The 20,819-nt window shown below is 71.7% G+C and carries 19 protein-coding genes and 1 tRNA gene; 12 read left to right on the top strand and 8 right to left on the bottom strand.

The window, feature by feature from the left end; all coding sequences use genetic code 11:
* Positions 1-18: 18 nt before the first annotated feature.
* Positions 19-1,611: an AMP-binding protein gene (locus Q9R33_RS05875; protein WP_311293134.1), complete on the top strand. Its 1,593-nt coding sequence runs from the start codon at positions 19-21 to the stop codon at positions 1,609-1,611.
* A gap of 79 nt (positions 1,612-1,690) precedes the next feature.
* Positions 1,691-2,503, top strand: coding sequence for a ZIP family zinc transporter (locus Q9R33_RS05870; RefSeq protein ID WP_310245737.1), 813 nt, complete (start codon positions 1,691-1,693; stop codon positions 2,501-2,503).
* Positions 2,504-2,640: 137 nt separating this feature from the next.
* On the opposite strand, the gene Q9R33_RS05865 is transcribed toward Q9R33_RS05870, so the two are convergent.
* Positions 2,641-3,885 (bottom strand): glutamyl-tRNA reductase, encoded by a 1,245-nt coding sequence (locus Q9R33_RS05865; RefSeq protein ID WP_311293133.1) that lies wholly within the window; start codon positions 3,883-3,885, stop codon positions 2,641-2,643.
* Positions 3,886-3,902: 17 nt separating this feature from the next.
* Here Q9R33_RS05865 and hemE point away from each other — a divergent pair, with 17 nt between their 5' ends.
* The 6 genes from hemE (at position 3,903) to Q9R33_RS05835 (ending at position 10,399) form a co-directional block, all read left to right on the top strand.
* Positions 3,903-4,961: a uroporphyrinogen decarboxylase gene (gene hemE / locus Q9R33_RS05860; RefSeq protein WP_311293132.1), complete on the top strand. Its 1,059-nt coding sequence runs from the start codon at positions 3,903-3,905 to the stop codon at positions 4,959-4,961.
* Positions 4,954-6,156, top strand: coding sequence for an FAD-dependent oxidoreductase (locus tag Q9R33_RS05855; RefSeq protein ID WP_311293131.1), 1,203 nt, complete (start codon positions 4,954-4,956; stop codon positions 6,154-6,156). Before hemE ends, Q9R33_RS05855 begins: the two co-directional genes overlap by 8 nt.
* Positions 6,157-6,496: 340 nt before the next feature.
* Positions 6,497-7,180 carry a hydrogen peroxide-dependent heme synthase gene (gene hemQ / locus Q9R33_RS05850; protein WP_311293130.1) on the top strand — a complete coding sequence of 228 codons (684 nt, stop codon included), beginning with the start codon at positions 6,497-6,499 and terminating at the stop codon, positions 7,178-7,180.
* Positions 7,177-8,094, top strand: coding sequence for a hydroxymethylbilane synthase (gene hemC, locus Q9R33_RS05845; protein ID WP_310245727.1), 918 nt, complete (start codon positions 7,177-7,179; stop codon positions 8,092-8,094). The genes hemQ and hemC overlap by 4 nt, the downstream gene beginning before the upstream one ends.
* The gene (gene hemB / locus Q9R33_RS05840) at positions 8,091-9,068 is read left to right on the top strand and encodes a porphobilinogen synthase (protein WP_311293129.1); all 978 of its coding nucleotides are present in this window, start codon (positions 8,091-8,093) and stop codon (positions 9,066-9,068) included. Before hemC ends, hemB begins: the two co-directional genes overlap by 4 nt.
* The gene (locus Q9R33_RS05835; RefSeq protein ID WP_311293128.1) at positions 9,065-10,399 is read left to right on the top strand and encodes a glutamate-1-semialdehyde 2,1-aminomutase; all 1,335 of its coding nucleotides are present in this window, start codon (positions 9,065-9,067) and stop codon (positions 10,397-10,399) included. The genes hemB and Q9R33_RS05835 overlap by 4 nt, the downstream gene beginning before the upstream one ends.
* A gap of 66 nt (positions 10,400-10,465) precedes the next feature.
* On the opposite strand, the gene Q9R33_RS05830 is transcribed toward Q9R33_RS05835, so the two are convergent.
* The 5 genes from Q9R33_RS05830 to galU form a co-directional block, all read right to left on the bottom strand.
* Positions 10,466-11,557, bottom strand: coding sequence for a serine hydrolase (locus tag Q9R33_RS05830; protein WP_268776131.1), 1,092 nt, complete (start codon positions 11,555-11,557; stop codon positions 10,466-10,468).
* Between the two features lie 83 nt (positions 11,558-11,640).
* Positions 11,641-11,713 (bottom strand) — tRNA-Ala (locus tag Q9R33_RS05825).
* 66 nt (positions 11,714-11,779) lie between these two features.
* Positions 11,780-12,805: a large exoprotein gene (locus tag Q9R33_RS05820; RefSeq protein WP_311293127.1), complete on the bottom strand. Its 1,026-nt coding sequence runs from the start codon at positions 12,803-12,805 to the stop codon at positions 11,780-11,782.
* Positions 12,806-12,942: 137 nt separating this feature from the next.
* Positions 12,943-13,572 carry a GNAT family N-acetyltransferase gene (locus tag Q9R33_RS05815; RefSeq protein ID WP_056369721.1) on the bottom strand — a complete coding sequence of 210 codons (630 nt, stop codon included), beginning with the start codon at positions 13,570-13,572 and terminating at the stop codon, positions 12,943-12,945.
* Positions 13,573-13,595: 23 nt separating this feature from the next.
* A complete protein-coding gene (gene galU / locus Q9R33_RS05810; protein ID WP_056369719.1) occupies positions 13,596-14,483 on the bottom strand; it encodes a UTP--glucose-1-phosphate uridylyltransferase GalU in 888 nt (295 codons plus the stop codon).
* Between the two features lie 80 nt (positions 14,484-14,563).
* On the opposite strand from galU, the gene Q9R33_RS05805 reads away from it, so the two are divergent.
* From Q9R33_RS05805 to mscL, 3 genes are read left to right on the top strand one after another with little or no spacing between them, the layout of a single operon-like run.
* The gene (locus Q9R33_RS05805; RefSeq protein ID WP_056369717.1) at positions 14,564-15,160 is read left to right on the top strand and encodes a 5-formyltetrahydrofolate cyclo-ligase; all 597 of its coding nucleotides are present in this window, start codon (positions 14,564-14,566) and stop codon (positions 15,158-15,160) included.
* A gap of 19 nt (positions 15,161-15,179) precedes the next feature.
* Positions 15,180-15,485, top strand: a complete 306-nt coding sequence (locus Q9R33_RS05800; protein ID WP_056369715.1) for an FmdB family zinc ribbon protein — start codon at positions 15,180-15,182, stop codon at positions 15,483-15,485.
* A gap of 43 nt (positions 15,486-15,528) precedes the next feature.
* Positions 15,529-15,954 (top strand): large conductance mechanosensitive channel protein MscL, encoded by a 426-nt coding sequence (gene mscL / locus Q9R33_RS05795; RefSeq protein WP_056369712.1) that lies wholly within the window; start codon positions 15,529-15,531, stop codon positions 15,952-15,954.
* Here mscL and Q9R33_RS05790 read toward each other — a convergent pair.
* Both Q9R33_RS05790 and Q9R33_RS05785 read right to left on the bottom strand, forming a co-directional pair.
* A complete protein-coding gene (locus Q9R33_RS05790; protein ID WP_056369710.1) occupies positions 15,948-16,163 on the bottom strand; it encodes a hypothetical protein in 216 nt (71 codons plus the stop codon). The genes mscL and Q9R33_RS05790 overlap by 7 nt on opposite strands.
* Complete coding sequence (locus Q9R33_RS05785; RefSeq protein WP_396654070.1) at positions 16,150-19,896, bottom strand: AAA family ATPase; 3,747 nt, start codon at positions 19,894-19,896, stop codon at positions 16,150-16,152. The genes Q9R33_RS05790 and Q9R33_RS05785 overlap by 14 nt, the downstream gene beginning before the upstream one ends.
* A gap of 211 nt (positions 19,897-20,107) precedes the next feature.
* Here Q9R33_RS05785 and Q9R33_RS05780 point away from each other — a divergent pair, with 211 nt between their 5' ends.
* The gene (locus Q9R33_RS05780; protein ID WP_310245702.1) at positions 20,108-20,704 is read left to right on the top strand and encodes a methylated-DNA--[protein]-cysteine S-methyltransferase; all 597 of its coding nucleotides are present in this window, start codon (positions 20,108-20,110) and stop codon (positions 20,702-20,704) included.
* Positions 20,705-20,819 lie beyond the last annotated feature (115 nt).

Below are 20,819 nucleotides of genomic sequence, written 5' to 3'. Positions count from 1 at the left end.
CCGATCGAAGGAGATCCGGTGTTCACCAGTCCCGAACCCGATATCGAGATTCCCGAACTCGACGTCTACGACTACCTCTTCGCGAGCCTGACCGACGAGGAGCTGGGGCGCATCGCGCTCATCGATCCCGCGACCGGGGCCGAGACCACGTACGGCGCGCTGCGCGGGCAGATCGACCTCTTCGCGGGCGCGCTCGCCGCTCGCGGCGTCGGCGTCGGGACCGTGCTGGGCCTCCTCTGCCCGAACGTTCCCGCCTTCGCGACGGTGTTCCACGGCATCCTGCGCGCGGGCGCCACCGTGACGACCGTCAACTCGCTGTACACGGCGGGCGAGATCGAGAAGCAGCTGCGCGATGCCGGGGCCACCTGGCTCGTCACCGTGAGCCCGCTCCTCCCCCAGGCCCAGGCCGCCGCCGAGGCCGTCGGCATCCCCCACGAACGCGTCATCGTACTCGACGGCGCCTCGGGTCACCCGAACCTCCGGGAGCTGCTCACCGAGGGCGCGCCCGCACCCGACGTCTCGTTCGACCCGGCGACGCACATCGCGGTGCTCCCCTACTCATCGGGCACGACCGGCATCCCCAAGGGCGTGATGCTCACGCACCAGAACCTCGTCGCGAACGTCGCACAGTGCCGCGTCGCGCTCGACCTCGCCGAGACCGACCGCGTGCTGGCGGTGCTGCCCTTCTTCCACATCTACGGCATGACGGTGCTGCTCAACCTCGCGCTGCGTCAGCGTGCGAGCCTCGTGACGATGCCGAAGTTCGACCTCGTCGAGTTCCTCACGAACATCCAGAAGTTCCAGTGCACCTACCTGTACATCGCGCCGCCGATCGCGGTCGCGCTGGCCAAGCACCCGATCGTCGACCAGTTCGACATCTCGAGCGTCCGCACGGTGTTCTCGGGAGCGGCCCCGCTCGACGGCGAGACCGCCGAGACGGCGGGGCGCCGCATCAACGCGCGCATGATGCAGGGATACGGCATGAGCGAGCTGAGCCCCGTCTCGCACGCGATGCCGGTGGACCGCTACGACATCCCGGTCAGCTCGGTCGGCGTGATGCTGCCCAACACGCTCAACAAGCTCATCGACACCGAGACGGGCGAGGAGATCACCGAGCTCGGCCCGGACGGCGTCACGAAGGCGGGCGAGCTCTGGGTCAAGGGACCCAACGTCATGCTCGGCTACCTGAACCAGCCGCAGGCGACGTCCGAGACGCTCGATGCCGACGGATTCCTCCACACCGGCGACATCGCCGTCTACCACGAGGGCGGCTACTTCTCGATCGTCGACCGGGTCAAGGAGCTCATCAAGTACAAGGGCTACCAGATCGCTCCCGCCGAGCTCGAGGCGCTGCTGCTCGGCCATCCGAAGGTGATGGATGCCGCGGTCATCGGCGTGCTCGACGACGACAAGCAGGAGATCCCCAAGGCCTTCATCGTCGCCGCCCCCGACTCCGGCCTCACCGAGGACGAGGTCATGGCCTTCGTCGCCGAGCACGTCGCCCCGCACAAGAAGGTGCGCCGCGTGGAGTTCATCGAGGCGATCCCTAAGTCCAGCGCCGGCAAGATCCTCCGCAAGGACCTGCGCGCCCGTGAGGCCGCCCCGGTCTGAGCTCCTCCGCGGACGCACGGATGCCGCGGCGAACGCGTTTCGCCGCGGCATCCGTGCGCGCGGCCACTAGTTTGGCGCCATGGAAGGACTCTGGCTCGCTGCCCTGAGCGGACTCATCGGCGGCGGAGCGCTGCTCGTCGGGGCCGCGGTCGCGTGGTACGTCGACATCCCGCAGCGCATCGTCGCCGGGATCATGGCCGTCGGCGCGGGCGTGCTCATCTCGACGCTGGCATTCGAGCTCGTCGAAGAAGCCGCGGCAGACGGCGGTCTCGTGCCGACGACCGTCGGGTTCCTGGGCGGCGCGATCCTCTACATCGTGGCGGACCAGCTGATCTCTCGACGCAGCAAGCGGGCGGCCGCCGCTCCGCCTCAGATCGATGCCTCCTCGGTGACCGGGTACTCCGACGGCTCCGAGGTCTCCGCGAGCATCGTCGCCCGCCGCGCCGGAGCGCAGGCGGTGAGCGGAGCGGGTCTGGTGATCGCTGTCGGCGCGCTGATCGACGGCATCCCGGAGTCCATCGTCATGGGCCTGTCGGTGCTGCAGGGCGGGATCAGCATCCCGATCGTCGCGGCGATCGCGATCAGCAACTTCCCCGAGGGACTCGGCTCGACCGCCGCCCTCAAGCGCGGCGGCTCGAGCGGGAGGTACGTCGCCCTGCTGTGGAGCGGGATCGCGCTGATCACCGTCGTCGCGTCGGTGCTCGGCTACGTCGCGTTCCAGTCGGCGTCGCCGAACCTCATCGCGCTCATCACGACGATCGCCGCGGGTGGCCTGCTCGCGATGGTGTGCAACACGATGATCCCGGAGGCGTTCGACGAGCAGCACGCGCTCACCGGCCTGTGGGCGACGATCGGCTTCCTCGCCGCGTTCCTCCTGCACGAGCTCGCCTGAGTACCCCGGACACTCGAGGCGTTTCGTCTTCGGGCCGGGCAACGGCACCGCCCCTGACCACCGGTCGTTGAGCGAGCGAGGAACGAGCGAGACGAAACGCCCCGGACCGATGGGCGGCGCGTGGTCGAATGACGCCCTTACGCGGTCGCCCAGAGGTCGTCGTCTGCGGCGCCGGGCGCCTCGACAGAGAGGCCGTGCAGCAGTTCGAGGGCGGCACGCGCCTCGTCGATGCGGCCTTCGACGGCCAGCTCGCGGATGCGCACCGACGGCTGGTGCAGAAGCACGCCCGCGAGGTGGCGCAGCGCCGCCTCGACGTCGTCGCCCGCGCCGCGCGAGCGCGCTCGTGCGATCTCGGCGTCGACGATCCGCAGCACGTCGCCGCGGAGAGCCGTGATCGCGGGGCCGGCCTCGCGGTCGGCGTGGAACTCGGTGGCCGCGTCGCCCACGATCGCGCGCGCGTCGGCGTGCGCGCTGAACTCGGCGAGCGGCGCGTGCAGGCGGATGGTCTCGAGATCGAGCAGTTCGACCGCCTCGACCGCGCCGACGGCGGGGTCGACGTTGCGCGGGAGCCCGAGGTCGATCACGAGCACGCGTCGTCCGGGGGTGAACGCGTCCGCGTGCACGACGGCGTCTGCCGTGCAGGTGATGACGACGTCGGCCTGGGCGACGGCGGCCGCGAAGTCCGACACGGGGATCAGCCCGTGCTGCGCGGCGAACGCCTCGGCGCGGCCCGACGGGGAGAAGACGTGGATGTCGCCGGCACCGCGGGCGCGCAGCGCCTCGACCGTGCGGACGGCGTACTTTCCGGTGCCCACCAGCACGATCTTCGCAGCGGCCCACTCGGCGACGCGGCTCGACGCCAGTTCGAGGGCGAGGCGCACGAGCGAACGGTGCGCTCCGCGCAGCTGGGTGCGGTTGCGCACGCCGCGGCTGGTGTGGGTGGCCTTCTGGAACAGGCGCTCCAGCTCGCTCGAGGTCATGCCGTCGGCGCGGGCGGCGTCGAGCGCGCGACGCACCTGACCCGAGATCTCGTCTTCGCCGACCGACATCGATTCGAGGCCGCTGGTGACGGCGAAGAGGTGGGCCGCAGCATCCGCCCCCTGATGGACCGCGACCGACGCGCGCAGCAGATCGACGGAGACGCCGGATGCGTCGGCCATCGCCTCGATGACGGACTCGGCCGCGACGGCCTCGCCGCCCGTGAGCGGCTCGTCGATGTCGAGATAGGCCTCGAAGCGGTTGCACGTCGCGAGCACGACGGCGCCGGAGACGAAGATCTCGTCGTCCACGAGGGCGCGCGTCGCCGTGGGCGCCCCCACAGAGAGACGCTCCAGGATGTCGAGGCTCGCGTTCCGATGGTTCGCGGTCAGACAGAGGAGCACAGACCTAATCTTAACGTGTGTCGTTGCATGACTCTCACCCTTCCGTCCTTCAGAGAAACGATCCCCCTGCGCTGATACGCGCGTATCGAGGTGATCGTCCGCCGCGGACGCCGGTGTGGTTCATGCGCCAGGCGGGGCGCTCGCTGCCCGAGTACCGCGAGCTGCGGGTGGGCACCGACATGCTCGACGCCTGCCTGAATCCCGAGCTCGCCAGCGAGATCACGCTGCAGCCGGTGCGCCGGCACGGCGTCGACGCGGGAATCTTCTTCAGCGACATCGTGATCCCGGTGCGCCTGTCGGGCGTCGACGTGCGCATCGTCGCGGGGCGCGGCCCGGTGCTCGAGAACCCGGTGCGGACGGCGGCGGATGTCGCGTCCCTCCCTCCGCTCGACCCTGCGGCGCTCGCCCCGGTCCGCGACGCGGTCGCGCTCACCGTCGCAGAACTCGGCACGACTCCGCTCATCGGCTTCGCGGGTGCGCCGTACACGCTCGCGTCGTATCTCGTCGAGGGCGGCCCGTCGAAGGAGCAGCTGAAGACGCGGGCGCTCATGCACTCCGACCCCGACACCTGGGCGGCGCTGCTGACGTGGTGCGCCGCGATCACCGGGCAGTTCCTCGCCGCGCAGATCGAGGCGGGCGCGTCGGCCGGGCAGCTCTTCGACTCGTGGGCGGGCTCGCTCAGTCTCGCCGACTACACGCAGCACGTCGCGCCGTTCTCCGCTCTGGCACTCGACGCCGTGCGGCACCTCGACGTGCCCCTGGTGCACTTCGGCGTCGGCACCGGCGAACTGCTCGCCGCGATGCGCGACGTCGGCGTCGACACCGTGGGCGTCGACTGGCGTCTCCCGCTCGACGAGGCCGTACGCCGGCTCGGTCCCGACGTCTCGGTGCAGGGCAACATCGACCCGGCGCTGCTGCGCGCACCGTGGCCGGTGCTCGAGGCGCACATCCTCGACGTGCTCGAGCGCGGCCGCGCCGCCCGGGCGCATGTCGTGAACCTCGGGCACGGCGTCCCGCCCGACACCGACCCGACCGTGCTCACGCGCATCGTGGAGTTCGTCCACGCGAATGGCTGACTTCAGCGTCGTCGGCGGCGGCGTCGCAGGGCTCGTCGTCGCCCGGCGGCTGGCTGCCTCGGGCGCCTCGGTGACGGTGTGGGAGGCATCCGATCATCTCGGCGGCACGGTCGCGCGGCACGAGGTCGGAGGACTCGCGCTCGACGCCGGGGCCGAGAGCTTCGCGGTCCGCGGCGGCGCGGTCCAGGCACTGCTCGTGGACCTGGGCCTCGCCGGCGACATCGTCGCTCCCGCTCCGGGACCGGCGTGGCTGCAGCCCGCCACGGGCGATGCCGTCCCCCTGCCCGCGACCGCACTGCTCGGCATTCCGGCGGACCCCCTCGCCGACGATGTCGTGCGCGTGGTCGGACTCGCGGCGGCGGAACGAGCCGTCGCGCTCGACGCCCGGCCGGTCGTCGAGGTGCCCGCGATGCTCGGTCCGCTCGTGCGGGAGCGTCTCGGAGCCGAGGTGCTCGATCGACTCGTCGCACCCGTCGTGCACGGCGTGCACTCTCAGCACCCCGACCAGCTCCCGGTCGCACGCGCCCACCCCGGGCTCGCCGACGCCGTCGCGAATGCGGGTTCGCTCGGCGGAGCCGTCGCGCGGCTGCGTGCTGCCGCTCCCCCGGGCGCGGCGGTCGCGGGGATCCGCGGCGGCATCAACCGGCTCGTCCCCGCCCTCGCCGACGACCTCGCGCGGCGCGGGGGCGACATCCGCCTCGGAACGCGGGTCGGCGACCTCGGCGCTCTCGATGGCACCGTGGTCGTGGCCGCCCCGGGCGTGGCCGCCCCTGCCCCACCGGGTCGTCGCATCGACCTCGTGACGCTCGTGGTGGAGCAGGGCGAGTTGGATGCCGCACCCCGCGGCACCGGACTGCTCGTCGCCGCCGGAGCACCGGTGGGCGCCCGCGCGCTCACGCACGCCACGGCCAAGTGGGAGTGGCTCCGCGAAGCCGCCGCCGGGCGTCACGTGTTGCGGCTCTCGTACGACGAGACGCCCGCCGACCCCGTCGCCGCCGCACGTGCCGACGCGGAGACGCTGCTGGGCGTGCGCCTGCCGGTCCTGGTCGACGCAGCCCAGGTGTTCTGGGTGCGGCCGGCCGCAGCATCCGTCCCCTCCGACAGGGTCGTCGTCGGCGAGACAGTGGCGGGATCCGGCCTCGCCGGCATCGTCGCCCACGCGGAGCGCACGGCGACGGAGCTGCTGGCGCGCTGACCGGCGTTCCCGCTGAACTTACTCGGTCCGGACTTCGCATCCTCTCCGGGCCCCCCACCCTGCGAAGTCCGGACTTCGTATCCGTCCCGGACCCAAACCCGCGAAGTCCGGACTTCGCATCCTCTACTGGCCCCCACCCTGCGAACTCCGGACTTCGCGCGGAGGAGCACGACGGGGACCCACCCGCACGGTCCGGACAACGCGGGACCTCCGCCGCCGAATCCTGCGAAGTCCGGACTTCGCGCGGGAGGGGGCTGAGGATGGACCCCGGCCTGCGGGCGGCGCGGATTGACACGGCGCTCCCGGAAACCGCCCATGCCGGGGATGGAAAGATGGACGCATGACCGACCCCGCGGCGAACTCCCCCACTGAAACCCTCGGCTACACCCTGTGGGCCGTCTTCCGTCGCGACGCCTCTGCGCCCGCCCCCGCCGGCGACCTGACTGCGGCGGTCGCCGAGGTCGAGGCATCCGGGGTCACCGTCCGCGGGTTCTACGACGTGTCGGGCCTGCGCGCCGACGCCGACCTCATGATCTGGCTCACCGGCGTGGGCATCGCGCCCGAGGTGCTGCAGTCGGCGCTCCGTACGCTCCGCCGCACCGAGCCGCTCGCCTCGCTCGTGCCGGTCTGGAACGCGATGGGCGTGCACCGCGACGCCGAGTTCACCGCCAGCCACCTGCCCGCGTTCATGCGCGACAAGGATCCCGAGACGTGGCTCACGGTCTACCCGTTCGTGCGGTCGTACGACTGGTACATCCTCCCCGACGACGAGCGCCGCCAGATGCTCGCCGACCACGGTCGCAAGGGCGCCGCGCACCGCAGCGTGCTGAGTAACACCGTCGCGTCGTTCGCGCTCGGCGACTACGAGTGGATCCTCGCCCTCGAGGCACCCGAACTCGTCGAACTGGTGGACCTCATGCGCGACCTCCGACAGACCGAGGCACGTCGCCACGTGCGCGAGGAAGTGCCGTTCTACACCGGACGCCGCATCGGCCTCGACGAGATCGCCGAGGTGCTGGCGTGACCACGCTGCGCATCGGCACACGCGGCAGCACGCTCGCGCTGACGCAGACCGGCATGGTCGCCGACGATCTCGCCGACGCGTACGGCGTCACGACCGAGCTCGTCACCATCACGACCGACGGCGACCGCTCCAACGAGCCGCTGTCGCGCGCCGGCGGCACCGGGCTCTTCACCGGGGCGCTTCGCGATGCACTGCTCGCCGGCGAGTGCGACGTCATCGTCCACTCGCTCAAGGACCTCCCGACCGCTCCCCACGAGCACCTCGTCGTCGCAGCCACGCCCGCGCGCGAAGACCCGCGCGACGCGCTCATCGCCCGCGACGGCCTCACGCTCGACGAGCTTCCCGCCGGCGCGCGCGTCGGCACCGGCTCCCCTCGCCGTATGGCGCAGCTGCGCTCCCGTCGTCCCGACCTCGAGGTCGTCGACATCCGCGGCAACGTCGACACGCGCCTCGGCAAGGTGACCAGCGGAGAGCTGGATGCCGTCATCCTGGCCGCCGCCGGCCTCACGCGCATCGGCCGCACCGACGTCGTGACCGAGTTCCTCGACGCCGACCGCTGGCCGACGGCCCCGGGCCAGGGCGCACTCGCGATCGAGGTGCGCCGTGGCGAGGAGCACCTCGTCGACCGGCTCGACCACGCTGAGACCCGCGCAGCCGTCGAAGCAGAGCGCGAAGTGCTCGCCCTCCTCGAGGCCGGCTGCTCGGCTCCGGTCGGCGCGCGCGCCGTCGTCGACGCCGGGCTGCTCCTCCTCTCGGCGAGCGTGTACAGCCTCGACGGCACGACGACCCTCACCTCGTCGCACGCCACCGTGTGGCCCGAAGACGAGGGCGATCCGTCGCGCGAGGTCGCAGCATCCGTCGCCCGTGAACTGCTCGATGCCGGCGCCGCCGGCCTGACGGGAGAACGCCCATGAGTTACGCCCCAGCAGACCGGCCCCGCCGGCTGCGCGCGACGCCGGCGATGCGGCGCCTCGTCGCCGAGACGCGCCTGCACCCGGCCGAGTTGATCCTGCCGCTCTTCGTCCGCGAGGGCGCGGGCGAGCCGGTGCCGATCTCGTCCATGCCGGGTGTCGTGCAGCACTCGACCGAGAGCCTGAAGCGTGTGGTGGCGGATGCCGCGGCCGCCGGCATCGGCGGCATCATGCTGTTCGGCGTGCCCGAGCACAAGGACGCGGTGGGCTCCGGCGCGACGGATCCCGACGGCATCCTCAACGTCGCGACGCGCATCGCCGTCGCCGAGGCGGGCGACGCGCTCGTCGTGCAGACCGACCTGTGCCTCGACGAGTTCACCGACCACGGTCACTGCGGCGTCCTCGACGCGAAGGGGTACGTCGACAACGACGCGACCCTGGAGCGCTACCGCGACATGGGTGTGGCCCAGGCAGAAGCGGGCTCGCAGCTGCTGGGACTGTCGGGCATGATGGACGGCCAGGTCGCCGCCGTACGCGACGCGCTCGACGACTCCGGCTACGGCAACACCCCGATCCTCGCCTACGCGGCGAAGTACGCCTCGGCGTTCTACGGACCGTTCCGCGAGGCCGTGCAGTCCTCGCTCGAGGGCGACCGCCGCACCTACCAGCAGGACCCGGCGAACCGCCGCGAGGGAGCCCGAGAGCTCGATCTCGACATCGCGGAGGGCGCCGACATCGTGATGGTCAAGCCCGCGATGAGCTACCTCGACGTGCTGGCGGACGCCGCGGCGACCAGCCCCGTCCCCGTCTGGGCCTACCAGGTGTCGGGCGAGTACGCCATGATCGAGGCGGCCGCCGCCCACGGGTGGATCGACCGCCGCCGTGCGATCGAGGAGTCGGTGGTCGGCATCCGCCGCGCCGGCGCCGACGCCGTGCTGACCTACTGGGCCCTGGAGCTTGCGGAGTGGATCCGATGACGACGAACGCACAGGAATTCGCCCGCGCCCGCGGCGCCATGCCGGGCGGCGTGAACTCGCCCGTGCGCGCCTTCGGCTCGGTCCACGAGACGCCGCGCTTCTTCGTGTCGGCGTCCGGCCCGTACGTCACCGACGTCGAGGGGCGCGAATACGTCGACCTCGTCGGCTCGTGGGGTCCCGCGATCCTCGGGCACGCCCACCCCGCGGTCGTGAAGGCGGTTCAGGATGCCGCGGCCCACGGCCTCGGCTTCGGTGCGAGCACGCCGGGCGAGACGGAGCTGGCCGAGCTGATCGCCGCTCGCGTTTCGCGCCCCTCTTCGGTCGTTGAGCCCGTCGAAACGCATCCGGTGGAGCGGGTGCGCCTCGTCTCCACGGGCACCGAGGCGACGATGACCGCGATCCGCCTCGCGCGCGGGGCGACCGGGCGCGACCTCATCGTGAAGTTCGCCGGGCACTACCACGGGCACTCCGACGGCCTGCTGGCCGAGGCGGGGTCGGGCGTCGCGACGCTCGCGATGCCGGGCTCCGCGGGCGTTCCCGCCCCGATCGCCGCGCAGACGCTGGTCATCGCATACAACGACCTCGACGCCGTCCGCGAGGTGTTCGAGGCGCGCGGCGACGACATCGCCGCCGTCATCGTGGAGGCGGCGCCCGCGAACATGGGCATCGTCCCGCCCGCGCACGGCTTCAACGCCGCGCTCGCGGAGACCGCGCACGCGCACGGGGCGCTGCTCATCCTCGACGAGGTGCTCACCGGCTTCCGCGTCGGGCCCGCCGGGTGGTACGGCATCGACCCGGTGCCGTTCTCGCCCGACCTCATCACGTTCGGCAAGGTCGTGGGCGGCGGGCTCCCGCTCGCCGCGATCGGCGGCTCCGCCGCGCTCATGGAGCTGCTCGCACCGCTCGGACCCGTGTACCAGGCCGGCACGCTGAGCGGGAACCCGCTCGCCGTCGCCGCGGGGCGCACGACGCTCGACCACCTCGACGCCGCCGCGTACGCCCGCATCGACGGCGCGGCGACGACGATCGCCGATGCCGCAGCATCCGCCCTCTCCGAAGCCGGCGTCACGCACGTCGTGCAGCGCTCGGGCAACCTGTTCTCGATCCAGTTCGCGGCGGAGGCGCCGACGGACTACGACACGGTGAAGGCGCAGGAGGCGTTCCGCTACCCGCCGTTCTTCCGCGCGATGCTCGCGCAGGGCGTCTCGCTGCCGCCGTCGGTGTTCGAGGCGTGGTTCGTGTCGGCCGCGCACGACGACACCGCCGTGTCGCGCATCGTCGAGGCCCTCCCGGCCGCCGCGCGCGCCGCTGCCGAGGCCACTCCCGACTGAGGCTTCCGGGCCTCGAGACGTCGCGGTCACGGCGCCGGCGGTCCACCCGCCGACGCCGTGCCGGCTTCAGCTGCCGGACGCGACCAGTGGGTGGCCCGCGGCGTCGGCGAGCGCGTTGGCGATGTGGACGGCGGGGTCTTCGCAGGGACCGGTCGTGCGGCCACCGGGCGTGGTCGGCGCGTCAGCCGGGCACTCTCCCGACTTGATGTCGCTGTCGACCATGACGATCAGTGTGGTCCCCGACTCGGCGTGGTGCTGCACGACGGTGTTGTATCCCATCAGCTCCCCGGTGTGGCCGTACCAGCCGAGCGCGAGTCCGAGCCCGAGCCCGTAGGCCCGCGCCTCGGACTGCGGAGCGTCCTTGTCGGGCCCGAGGTAGACCGGGATGTCGAAGTCGAACGAGTCGAGGCGCGTCGCCTGCCACTGCGGCGACAGGATGCCCTCCCCCGTGGCCAGCGCTTCGCCCCACGTCAGGAGGTCGTCGAGATCGGAGATCATCGCGCCCGCCGACCAGCCCCACGAGGGGTTCCAGTCCGTGGCCTCGACCGGCAGGTTGTCGTCGGTCCCCTGGGTCGTGTACCCGTGCGCGTGCGGGTCGGGGAACGAGGCGTCCGTCGGGAAGAAGGTGGCCGACAGCCCGAGCGGCTCGGTGATCTGCTCGCGCATGACGTCCTGGATGGGCTTGCCGGCGACCTGCTCGATGACCATGCCCAGGAGCACGGTGTTCGTGTTCGAGTAGAACGTCATCGTCCCCGGCGGGTACATCGGCTCGGTCCCCTTGACGAGGTCGACCAGTTCCTGCGGCGTCCACACGTGGTTCGGGTCGCTGAACAGCGTGTCTTGGAACGACTGGTCGAAGGTGTACGACGGGATGCCGCTGCGCATGGAGGCGAGGTCGTACAGCGTCGCGTCGCCGTTGGGCATGCCGGGGATGTACATCTCGATGGGGTCGTCGAGCGAGAGCTCGCCCTGCTCGGCGAGCTGCAGCAACGCGGTGATCGTGAAGGTCTTGGTGACGCTGCCGACCCGCTGGTTGACGTCTGCGGTCATCGGGATCGTCTTGTCCCAGTCCTGGTAGCCGATCGTCGCCGCCCACGTGCCCTCGGGGGTGCGGATCGCCATGACGGCGCCCGGAGCGCAGGACTCGGGTCGCCGGATGTCTCGGCGCTCGCACTGCCCGCAGGCTGCCCGGAGAGGATGGAAAAGCCGAAGGCCCCCACACTGTGGGGGCCTTCTTTCGGTGGACCTGAGGGGAATCGAACCCCTGACCTCCTCGATGCGAACGAGGCGCGCTACCAACTGCGCTACAGGCCCGTGAACCTCGAAAACACTATCACGGTTCGAGAGGCGCTCCGAATCGGCGGAGCCCCCGCGGGGCCCCTATTCGCCGACCGCACGGCGGGTCAGCAACTGCCGCACGTGCGCCTCGATCTCGGCGTCGTCGACATACCCCATGCGGGCGTATTCGGACTCGGCGGAGGCCGTCCGCGCGGTCCGCGCGACGTCGATCGAGGGCGGCTGCTGCGCCGCCGCACGCGCCGCCATGGCCTCTTCGAGGGCGGCCTGACGCAACGCTGCCCGAGCGGCTTCGCCATCCAGCACCGCGGCGGCCCGCGAGCCCGCCGACGCCGTGAGAGGGCGGGGAAGATCGCGCGGCGCCCACTCGCGCTGCTCGCGCTCGAGGGCCACATCCTGCAGTTCCGCGGTGCGGCGGGGCGCGGCATCCGTCGCCCGCGACACGGCGCGCGCGGCGACGCGGGACAGACGGTGAAGGATCAGACCCGATGCTGCCACCAGGCCGACTCCGGCCCACATCAGGGTCTGCGCACCGGCGGTGATCGTCTCGTACACGCCCCACACGGCGATCCCCATGCCGATGACAGCCGCGAACGTCGCTGCGAGTCGGAACCGGCGCCGTGCGCGCGCGCGGCGCGCCGCCGGGAGGGAACGGACCGAGGCGAGGTCGGTACGTGCGGCTGCAGCAGCCTGCGCACGTTCGGCACGGGCCCGCTCCAGATCGACGCGCGCGGCAGCCTCGGCGGCGACCCGGTCGGTGCGTGCACGTTCCACGCCGAGGCGGGCGGCGGCCTCGGCGGCCTCGCGCTCGCCCTTGGCGATCTCGAGTTCGACGCGGGCACCCTCGAGAGCCGCGTGCTCGCGCTCGGCCAGGGCCCGCTTCGCGAGCTTCTGCTGCGCGGCGGCGGTGCGGGCGTTGAGCTCGAGCCGCACCTCTTCGGGTGTCTCGCTCGTCTCAGCGAGCACGCGGAGAGCCTGATTCAGGCGGACGGCGTTGCGCTCGGCCGCGTCGAACTGGCGACGACTGTGCCACGAGGGCAACAGATACACCAGCCACAGGGCGACCGCGACGAGAACGATGACTCCCCCACCCCACACCTGCCCGCCCATGGTCACCACGGTAAGCGACCGGACGGCGGTGTCCCGAACATCCGCGCGCGTGTCACGCAAGACGGATTTCTCGCGTGGTCAGGCACGGTGATGCGCGGCGGCCCACCGGCGGTGGTGGAAAACGGCAACCGGACGACCTATGCGTGCAGCCGGTCCGCGGGCGGAACCGTGGCCGCGTCCTGGGGCACACGACCCGACACCCAGCGCTGGAGCACGCCCTCGGGGACGTCCTCACGGACCAGGGCGAACGCGTAGTGGTCGCGCCAGTCGCCGTCGATGTGGATGAAGCGGCGGCGCAGCCCTTCGTAGCGGAAGCCGAGCTTCTCGACCACGCGCAGGCTGGCCCGGTTCTCGGGACGGATGCAGATCTCCATGCGGTGCAGCCGCAGTTCCGAGAAGCAGATGTCGGTCGCGAGAGCCACCGCCGTCGGGGTGATGCCCCGCCCGGCGAACCGCTCGCTCACCCAGTACCCGATCGTCGCGGACGCGAGCGAGCCGCGGGCGACCCCCCACACGTTCAGCTGGCCCGCGACCTCGCCGTCGGACTCCATGACGAACGGCACGCCGGCGCCGTCACGGTACTGCTGCAGCAGCCGGCGGATGCCGACGCGCATGTCGAACGACACCGGCCCATCGGGACTGGTCGCCTCCCAGGGGCGCAGCCAGCCGCGGTTCGAGAGCAGCTCGTTCTGCAGCACGCGCGCGTCGCGCTGGCGGACGAGGCGGATCGCCACCGACCCGTGCCTGCGGGGAGCCGACAGATCCACGAGACCCCCTCGAACGGGCGGCGTCAGAGGTTCGCCGCGAAATCCTTGAACCAGGGACGCAGTGCGGGACCGAGATCTTCGCGATCAGCCGCCAACTGCACGATGGCCTTGATGTAATCCACCCTATCGCCGGTGTCGTAGCGGCGGCCACGGAAAACCACGCCGTAGACGCCGGGGCCATCGGGGTCGCTCGCGAGCTCCTGGAGCGCGTCGGTGAGCTGGATCTCGCCCCCCTTGCCGGGCTCGGTGCGCTCGAGGATCTCGAACACGTTCGGCGACAGCACGTAACGGCCGATCACGGCCAGGTTCGACGGCGCGTCCTCCGCCTTGGGCTTCTCGACGAGACCGTTGACCTTCACGATGCCGTTGCCGTCGGTCGACTCCACCGATGCGACGCCGTACAGGTGGATGTGCTCGGGGTCGACCTCCATGAGGGCGATGATCGCCGCTCCGGTGCGCTCGTGCTCCTCGATCATGGTGGTCAGCAGCTCGTCGCGCTCGTCGATGAGGTCGTCACCGAGCATGACGGCGAACGACGAGCCGCCGACGTGGGCCTTGGCCCGCAGCACCGCGTGGCCGAGACCCTTGGGCTCGCCCTGGCGCACGAAGTGGATGTCGGCGAGATCGCTCGACTCCAGCACGCGATGCAGGCGGTCGGTGTCTCCCTTGTCCTTCAGCTTCTCCTCGAGCTCGGGAACCGAGTCGAAGTGGTTCGAGATCGCGTTCTTGTTGCGCCCGATGATCACCAGGATGTCGTCGATGCCCGCCTGCGCCGCCTCTTCGACGACGTATTGGATCGCCGGCTTGTCGACGACGGGAAGCATCTCTTTCGGCATCGCCTTCGTCGCGGGGAGGAAGCGGGTGCCCAGGCCCGCAGCGGGGATGACTGCCTTGATGGAGGTGTGCGCCATGGTGAGAGTCTAGGTGCGACGATGAGACCCTCTCGCCCGAACGGACGGTGTGCGATACTCCGCGCCGTACAATCGACACCATGTCCGACGCCATCGCCGATGCCAAGCGCGCCCTCCGCGCCGAGCTTCGCGAGCGACGCCAGTGCCTCTCGCCGCAGGCGCGCGAGACCGCCGAGGCGGGCATCCACGCGCAGCTCGACTCCCTCGTCGCCGAGCACGGCGCCCGCTCCATCTCGTGCTTCCTGTCGACCACGGCCGAGCCGGGCACCCGCTCTTTCGTGGCGGATGCCGTGAGCCGCGGCATCCGTGTCCTCCTCCCCGTGACGCGGGCGGACGGCCTGCTGGACTGGGCGGTCGCCACCGGCGAGGACGACATCGCCGAGGGCATGTACGGACTCCCCGAGCCCGTCGGCGAACTGCTCGGCCCGATCGCGGTCAACGACGTCGACCTCCTCGTCATCCCCGCCGCCTCCGTCGACCGCACCGGGATGCGGCTCGGCTGGGGACGCGGCTTCTACGACAAGACGCTCGGGTCGATGGAGCGATGCCCTCCCGTCTACGCGGTCGTCTTCGACTCCGAGTTCGTGGACGAACTGCCGAGCGACGAACTCGACGAGCGCGTGACGGGCGTCGTCACCCCCACGCGCACCATCACCCTCGCGCCCACGCGGCGCTGACAGCCGAACCGAGAGAACCATGCCCACCTACGCCTACGCCTGCAAGCAGTGCGGCCACCGCTTCGACGCCGTGCAGTCCTTCGCCGATCCGACCCTGACCGAGTGCCCGGAGTGCGGCGGAGCGCTCCGCAAGGAGTACGGCTCGATCGGCGTCACCTTCAACGGTTCGGGTTTCTACCGCACCGATTCCCGCGCGGGCGCCAAGCCCTCGGGCTCGGGCTCGGGCTCGAGCGGTGGATCGGATGCCTCGGGTGGCGCGTCCTCGTCGACTTCGACATCATCGAAGACCGAGGCGAAGGCCTCGCCCGCGTCGTCCGGAGCCTGATCCTCCGGCGCCCCAGACGCGGAACGACACCCAGGGGGTACACGTGATCAAGGGCTTCAAGGAATTCATTCTCCGCGGCAACGTCATCGACCTGGCGGTCGCGGTCGTCATCGGCGCCGCGTTCACGGCGGTCGTCAACGCGATCGTCGCGAGCATCATCAACCCGCTCATCGAGCTCGTGTGGAAGCCGGCTGAGGACGGCACGATCGGCATCACCGTGCAGGGTCTGTGGGGTCCGGTGACCTTCCCGATCAACGACCTCATCAACGCAGTGATCGCTTTCCTCGCCGTCGCGATCGTCGTCTACTTCGTCTTCGTGCACCCGATGAACGTGCTCAAGGAGCGCGCCGCCGCGAAGGCCGGCATCACCCCCGCCGACGAGGAGCCGAAGCTCCCGACCGAGCAGGAGATCCTGGTGCAGATCCGCGACATCCTCGAGAAGCAGGGCACCGCGCCTCGCGCTCAGTAGTGCGGCGGGACGTCGCGCCGCAGGCGCTCATCGTTCGGACCGGCTGAATCGGATGCCGCGTTCCCCTGGCCCTTGCGGCCGGTCGGGGGCGCGGCATCCGTCGTCTCATCGGCCGGGACCGGCTCAGCCGTGGTCCCCGGCGCGGGCGTCAGCTTGGCGCGGCGGGAGCCCTTGACGCGTTCGATCCGCTGGCGGTCACTCGATGACATCGATGGGCTGGGTCTCGTTGTCGACCCGGGGCGCGTCCGGCGGCACGCCCAGCATGGCCGCGATGCGCTGCGCGACATCGGCGGGGTCGCGATACAGGTCGAACGAGTGCACGCGCACGTAGTGCCAGCCGAGGCGCCGCAGGATCTGCGGGCGCAACCGCAGCGACTCGCGCAGCGACTCGCCGATCGTCTCGGGGTCGCTCTCGACCACGACCGCCTTGCCGTCGTACTGCGCGACGAGCGGCAGCAGGCCGCGGTAGTGCACGTCGACGGAGAGGCCCGCGCGGCGGAGCTCCCGGGCGAGCGCACGTGTGAGCGGGTCGGCGAGATCCTCCAGACGCGCTTCGCGGGATCGGGCGGCGATGCCGCCCAGGATCGACATCAGCGTGGCGGCTCCGTACTCGAGGCGCCCGTCGTCGAAGGCCGACGGACGGATCGACGACACGATGACCATCGACCGCCGCGCGCGCGTCATGCCGACCGTGAGCAGCCGCTCGCCGTCGGGCGACGACAGGTCGCCGAAGTCGCTCAGCACGCGGCCGTGCTTGGTGAGGCCGAAGCCCAGCGAGAAGATCACACGGTCACGACTCTCGGCCACGGACTCTTCGAGCGTCAGCACCGCGAACGGCTCCGCGGTGTCGCGCGAGACGAAGTCAGCCACGTCGGAGCGTCCGGCGAACGCCGCCTCGACGGCCGCGCGGATGCGCTCGGCGTGCCGCACGCTCGCGGTCACGACCATGAGCGATTCGGTGCCCCGGTTGACCGCGTGCTCGACGACCAGGGTCACGACGCGGGCGACCTCGGAGGCAGGGCTCTCGACGGCCCCGGTGATCGGGTCGGGGGTGCCGTGGCCGCCTTCGACGTAATCGACCGCGAGGCTCCCACGGCCCAGGTACGACCCCGCCCACGGCAGCGACACGAGCTCGCCGCCGTAGAACGCGTCGTTCACGAGCGCCGCGAGGTCCTCTCCACCGGCCCGGTAGCTGCGGGTGAGCGTCTCGACGGGCAGCAGCTCGGCAAGACGCTCGAAGACGCTCGTCCCATCGAACGGCACCTCGTCGTCATCGGCGTCGGCCGGCGCGCCATCGCCGTCGATCGAGGGCGGCGGCACGGCGGCCGACATCGCGGAGCCTGCCGAGACGCGGAACGGCGTGGGCTTCTGCGTCACGGGGTCGCCGAACGCCACCACCTGGCCCGCGCGGCGGAGCGCCGGGGAGGCCTCGGCGAGACACAGGGCCCCGGCATCCGCCAGCACCACCACGTCGAACTCGACCGTCTCGGGGATGCGGGGCACCTCGTAGGGCGAAGCCAGCCAGACGGGCGCCACCGTGCGCGAGAGCGTGGGCGCCACCGTCGCGAGCTCGGCGGGCGTGATGGCGCCGCGCTTCAGCGCCTGCTTCAGCCCGTCGGCCTCGGAGCGGTGGTCGACGATCCCGATCCGCCACTGCGTGGCGAGATGGGCGGCGAGGAGCGGACCGGATGCTGCGGCATGGGCCTCGTCGACGAGCCGGAAGTCGCGCTCCAGCCGGTCGACGACGGCGGTGTTCGCGCCGAGTACGGCACGGTCGGTGCGCAGCAGCAGCTCGAGCGCGGACTGCCACCACGCGTACTCCAGTTCGGCGGCCACCTCGTCTTCGGGCACGTGCCGCACCGACAGCTCGAGGAGGAGCGGTTCGAGGCCCATCGCGGCGAGCTCGGAGCGCAGCGTCGCGCGCTCCTTGAGGTTGTCGAACACGTCGGAGTCCGCGGCGAGGCCGGCGAGCGTGCGCACGAGCTGCTTCACGGGGAGGGTCGAGAGCCGGTCGGCGCCGGTGCGGCCGAGCACGGCGTCGACCTCGCCGAGTTCGGCGTCGACGCGCTGCCAGGCGACCTGGACGTCGCCGAGACCCAGCGGCACCTCTGGGGTCACGCCCGCGTCGACGTAGCGCTGCCACTCCGTGCGCTGCTGCTGGATCCGCACCAGCGCCTCGTACATGTCGGGCACGTGCACGCCGGGGCGCAGATACTCACGGGAGAGGCGGCGCAGGCGGCGCCGGTTCGCGCCGTTCATCTCCGGCGCGTCGCGACGCGGCGCGTGCGCCTGGATGAGCTCGGCCAGCGGCCGCTCGAACACGGTGAGGCTGAACTTGTCGAGCGAGTCGCGGATGCCGCGCAGCAGGCGCAGGTACACGCCGAGCTCGGCGACGGTCTGGAACGGCCGCATGCGCGTCTGCGCGATGAGCTCGTAGCCGCGCTCCAGCAGCGTCGGCACGTCGCTGCGGTGCAGCTTGCCGGCGAGCGCGTGCGCCCCACGGGCCTCCTCCACGGTCGCGAACGTGACGCCGTACCAGGGCGAGTCGTCGGGGCCGAAGCGGAACTCGCCCAGTCGCGCGGCGGCGGAGAGTTTCGCCGCCGCCTCCTGCCGTGTCGAAGCGAGGCTCGCGAGGGCGTCCGCATCGAAGCGGGCCTCGGTCGCCGGGGCGACGCCCCGCTCGGCGAGCTCGGCGAGCTCGCGGAGGATGTCGAGCACCGACACGTCGAAATCGGGGTGCTTGGCGGTCACGGCCGAGCGGTAGTCCCGGAGCACGCCCCGCAGCCGCACCAGCGCGTCGTCGATGTCGGAGACCTTCGGCGTCTCGGCCTTCTCGTTCCGGCCGATCGCACGGATGAGATCGCGCTGCAGTCGGTCGGGCGAGACCGCCAGGCCGGGGAGCCCGATGCCCGCGAGGCGGTGCCGCACTCCATCGAGCGTCGAACGGCGCGCGCTCACCACGAGGACGCGCTTGCCGTCTCGCACGAGCGCGCCCACGGCGTTGATGACGGTCTGCGTGCCGCCGGTGCCGGGCAGCGTGTGGATGACGAGGGACTGGCCGTCGGCGATCCGGGCGAGCACGCGCTCCTGCTCGGAGTCGGCATCGAGGAGGAGCATGTCGGCGGCGGGGGCACGGTCGTCGGGGCTCGTCGGCACGGGTCCGTCTCGGCGGACCGTGAGCGATTCGCGGTCGGCGACGTGGCCGGCGAGCGCGTTGAGCACGCGGTGGTCGAGATCCGACGCGTCGAGCGCCATGTCGCCGCCGACATCGGCGAAAGTCGACACGAGCAGACGGGGCTTCACCGCGTAGCTGTCGATCGACGCAGTGAGCGCACGGATGTGGTCGATGACCGGCTGCGGCTTGAAGACGCCGCCCTCATACGCCAGCGCGGCGAGGCCGCCGGCGTCGATCATGATGCCGAAGTGCGTGCGCATCGCGCGGATCAGCTCGGGGTTGACCTCGAACGTGCCGTGCAGCTTGAGCTCGAAATCGCCGTGGTGGCGCCGGATCGCGAGCGGGCGGAGCAGCACGGGTGCGCTCCACGTGATCCCGGCGACGCGCCAGGTCGCCAGACCGACCGCGAGCCGCACGGTGTCGAGACCGCGGGTCGTGCGCAACTCCTGGTCCTTCGCGGTGATGCTCTGCGCCGCAAGCCGGGCGTTGCGCAGCGCGACCTCGTCGCGGAACAGGTTCGACAGCAGCGTCGACCGCCCGGTGATGAACTGGGGCAGGCTTCCGGGGTGCGCCTTCGTGATCTCGATCGCGGCATCCTGCCCGTCGACGAAGTGCAGCAGAGTCGATCGGCCGCCCAGGGCGGCGGACTGCAGCCGGAGCCGGTCGCGCTCGGTCTCGGCGACGTGCACGACGGTGACGTCGGGTTCGGCGAGACCCAGATCACCCGGGGTCACGTCGTACCCGCGCTCGGCATCTCCTGAGCCCAACACGGCGCTGCGTTCTGCTCGCCACACACGTGCCACCCTAAAGGCGACGTGTGCCCGGCTCTTGCAATGGACCTGAGTTTCGCGGTATCGGACCGCCACGGGACAGCCCCGGCCAACGCCCCCTCCTCCCCCGCGGACGTTCCGCGCGTCGTTCCCACAGATCCCGCCGACGACCCGCGACGGCGTCCGCGACCCGCGCCAGGATGGTCGCATGACCGCTGAGGATCCGCCCCGCTACCGCGTCCACCCGTCGCCCATCGGCGACATCCTGATCGTCACGACCGACGACGGCATCGTGACCCTGCACCCGTTCGAAGGCCCCCTGCACGCCGAGATCGAGCGCGTCGCCCTGCAGCTGCGCGCCCTCCCCGTGCCCGATGACGACACGGACGCCGCCGCGCCTGGAGCCGCCGCCGCGTTCGAGAGCGCGGTGACGCAGCTCGACGAATACTTCGACGGCGACCGCGAAGAGTTCGATCTGCCGCTGGACTGGCGGCTCGTCCGCGGCTTCACACGCGCCGCGCTGGAGGCCGTGTGCGACATCCCCTACGGCGAGACCGCCAGCTACGGAGAGGTCGCGATCGCGGCCGGCATCCCCCGCGCGGCGCGCGCTGTCGGGACGGCGTGCGCCACTACGCCGTTCTCCGTCGTCGTGCCGGTGCATCGCGTCGTCCGCGCCGACGGCTCGCTCGGCGAATACGGTGGGCGACCCGAGGTGAAGCGGTTCCTCGTCGACCTCGAACAGGGGCCCAGCATTCCGGCCGCGCCGACCGCCGCCGGTGCCGCCGAGACTCCGGCTCCGCACTGAGGCCGAGCCGGTCGAGGCTGCGGGCGTGTAGGCCGCCCGCATGCCGCGAGGCCCGCGCGGCACGGCGCTGCCCGCGGGTCTCGCGATCCGCCTCGACGAGAGGCCCGCCCGCCCG

This window comes from Microbacterium sp. PRC9 (assembly GCF_031844125.1).
Taxonomy (GTDB): Bacteria; Actinomycetota; Actinomycetes; order Actinomycetales; family Microbacteriaceae; genus Microbacterium.
The sequence above is the reverse complement of the archived record's forward strand: the minus strand, read 5'-3'. Positions and strand labels throughout refer to the sequence as shown.

Bases quoted from the DNA above. Each gene is read 5' to 3' on its own strand.
- Q9R33_RS05835 (WP_311293128.1), top strand. From the start codon at position 9,065: ATGACGACGAACGCACAGGAATTCGCCCGCGCCCGCGGCGCCATGCCG.
- Q9R33_RS05790 (WP_056369710.1), bottom strand. From the start codon at position 16,163: ATGTCATCGAGTGACCGCCAGCGGATCGAACGCGTCAAGGGCTCCCGC.
- Q9R33_RS05800 (WP_056369715.1), top strand. From the start codon at position 15,180: ATGCCCACCTACGCCTACGCCTGCAAGCAGTGCGGCCACCGCTTCGAC.
- Q9R33_RS05870 (WP_310245737.1), top strand. From the start codon at position 1,691: ATGGAAGGACTCTGGCTCGCTGCCCTGAGCGGACTCATCGGCGGCGGA.
- Q9R33_RS05805 (WP_056369717.1), top strand. From the start codon at position 14,564: ATGTCCGACGCCATCGCCGATGCCAAGCGCGCCCTCCGCGCCGAGCTT.
- Q9R33_RS05820 (WP_311293127.1), bottom strand. From the start codon at position 12,805: ATGGGCGGGCAGGTGTGGGGTGGGGGAGTCATCGTTCTCGTCGCGGTC.
- Q9R33_RS05855 (WP_311293131.1), top strand. From the start codon at position 4,954: ATGGCTGACTTCAGCGTCGTCGGCGGCGGCGTCGCAGGGCTCGTCGTC.
- galU (WP_056369719.1), bottom strand. From the start codon at position 14,483: ATGGCGCACACCTCCATCAAGGCAGTCATCCCCGCTGCGGGCCTGGGC.
- Q9R33_RS05780 (WP_310245702.1), top strand. From the start codon at position 20,108: ATGACCGCTGAGGATCCGCCCCGCTACCGCGTCCACCCGTCGCCCATC.
- hemB (WP_311293129.1), top strand. From the start codon at position 8,091: ATGAGTTACGCCCCAGCAGACCGGCCCCGCCGGCTGCGCGCGACGCCG.
- hemQ (WP_311293130.1), top strand. From the start codon at position 6,497: ATGACCGACCCCGCGGCGAACTCCCCCACTGAAACCCTCGGCTACACC.